1 protein-coding gene is annotated in these 2,263 nt (G+C 59.9%); it reads left to right on the forward strand.

What is annotated here, in order from left to right:
- Positions 1–2,082: hypothetical protein (locus OXG98_12460; protein MCY3772814.1), on the forward strand; the 2,082-nt coding region annotated here is incomplete at its 5' end.
- Positions 2,083–2,263 lie beyond the last annotated feature (181 nt).

The raw sequence follows: 2,263 nt of genomic DNA on the forward strand, positions 1-2,263 counted from the left end.
TATCGAAAAGAGCCTGGAGGCGAGGAGCGGAGCAGGGCCATTCCCGTGGACCTGGAATCTACGGTGATGTCGCAGCCTTTCGTATGGGATCTGTCAAATGAAAACCTGTTCCCCGGGGACGTGGTCTCCTATCGGATAGCATTGTACGACAACGATACGATATCTGGACCGAAGCGGGCAGTGAGCCGAACCTACACGCTGCGGTTTCCTTCACTGGAAGAGATCTACGACGAGATCGACGATGCGCAGGAGCAGCAGGTTTCGGATATGGAGGACATGCTGGAAGAGCAGGAAGAAACGCGGAAGAAAGTCGAGGAACTGAACCGGACCCTCGAGCAGCAGGCGAGGGAAGACGCCGGAGGGAATGATGAGCTGGAATTGACCTGGGAGCAAAAAAAGGAGATCGAATCCGTCCTGGCCGGTCAGGAACAGGCGACTGACGAACTCCTCCGGGCGGCGGAAGCGGTGAAGGAATCTATGGATAGACTGGAAGACCACGATTCGCCGAGCCAGGAACTCATCGACAGCATGGAACAGCTCAGGAAGCTGTTTCAGGAGATCGCCACCCCCGAATTGCTGAAAGCCATGCAGGAACTGAAACAGGCCCTGCAGTCATTCGACAACGGGCAGTTGAAGGAGTCGATGGAAGCGTTCGAATTCGAGCAGGAGGAGTTTTTGAGACGCCTGGAGCGCAGCCTGGCCCTGCTGAAACGCATTCGGGCAGAGCAGTTGTTGACGGCTGCCGTCCGGCAGACGCAGGACCTCGCTGTACGGCAGGACGAGTTGCGCTATGCGACGGAGAACGCGTCTGACAATAAAGAGGCAGAAGAACTTGCGAGAAAACAGGAGCAGTTGGGCGAGGACACGGGGTCCCTGCGGCGTGACCTGGAAAGCCTGGCCGGTGCGATGGAAGAATTCCGGGACATGCCCGCCGAAAGCGTGCGCGAGGCTTCCCGGGAAATGGACCGCCGGGAAATGACGCAAGACATGGATCAGATTTCAGGTCAGTTGAGAGCCAGCAGGATGCAACAGGCGATGGAAGGCCAGCAGAGGATGTCCCGGGCGCTTTCCGGGCTCAACCAGCAGCTGCAGGAGATCCAGGATCAACTCCAGGAAGACAGGATGCGGGAAATCGCCGGTGAGATGCGCCAGGCCATGTACCGACTTGTAGATCTATCGGTGGGGCAGGAGACCCTCAACGGCCGTACCCGGAACCCCGGCGGTTCCGACACCCGCATAGCGCTGCTTGCCGAGGATCAGAAAGGACTCCTGAACGGCGCGTCGCTTGTTGCCAACGACATCGTCTCCATCGCACAGAAGACTCTGTTCATCTCGCCTTCCATCGGCCGGGCGCTGGGGGCAACCCTGAACAGCATGCAGCTTGCGGAGGACCACCTGGCCGATCAAAAACGCGATACGGCGTCCCAGGAACAGTCAGTTGCCATGAAATCACTGAACGAAACCGTGCTGGCTCTGCAGCGGGCCATGCGGAACATGGCGAATTCGGGATCGTCCTCCGGCATGATGGACCTCATCGAACGACTGCGGGGCATGGCGCGGCAGCAGACCGGAATCAACGACGAGATGAACCGGATGATGAGTGGATCGGACGGGAGCATGGACCTGGAGACGCAGGCACAGATATCCAGGCTTGCAGCCAGGCAGGACGCGCTGCGGAAAATCCTCGAACAACTGCGGCGCGAACAGCGGGAGCAGCAGGGCCAGATACTTGGCCGGTTACAGGAAATCGAAAAGGAAATGGAAGAGACGGTACGCGAGTTGCAACAGTATCAGATCGAACCCGCCCTGGTGGAGCGCCAGCAGCGGATCCTGTCCAGGCTGCTGGACGCCTCGCGTTCCATTCGAGGTCAAAAACGCGAGGAGAGGCGCCGCGCCGCGCCGGGCGAGGACCTTGCGGACCGTCCTTCGCCGGGCGACCTGCCGGATGATCTGACCGGGGTTGACCGCGTGCTGCGGGATGATATCCTGCGTGGCACGGGAGAAGGCGCCTGGCCCCGTGAATACGAAGCGCTCATACGTGCTTACTTTCGCGCACTTTCAAACATTCCGGTAGTGAACTAGGAAGCACTCGTGAATCCCCGTCCGAAATCGTACTGGCGCAATGCGCCACTCAGACGCACGTCTCGCGCAAGCGGGATCCTTGCCGCGTTTCTGACGGCATTCTTTCTCATGCCCCCGGGCGCCGAGGGGCAGACCGGGCAGTCCGCCGATCTGAACCAACGGATCGAGCAGGCCAGGACGC

The organism is Gemmatimonadota bacterium, from assembly GCA_026706345.1.
Taxonomy (GTDB): domain Bacteria; phylum JAAXHH01; class JAAXHH01; order JAAXHH01; family JAAXHH01; genus JAAXHH01.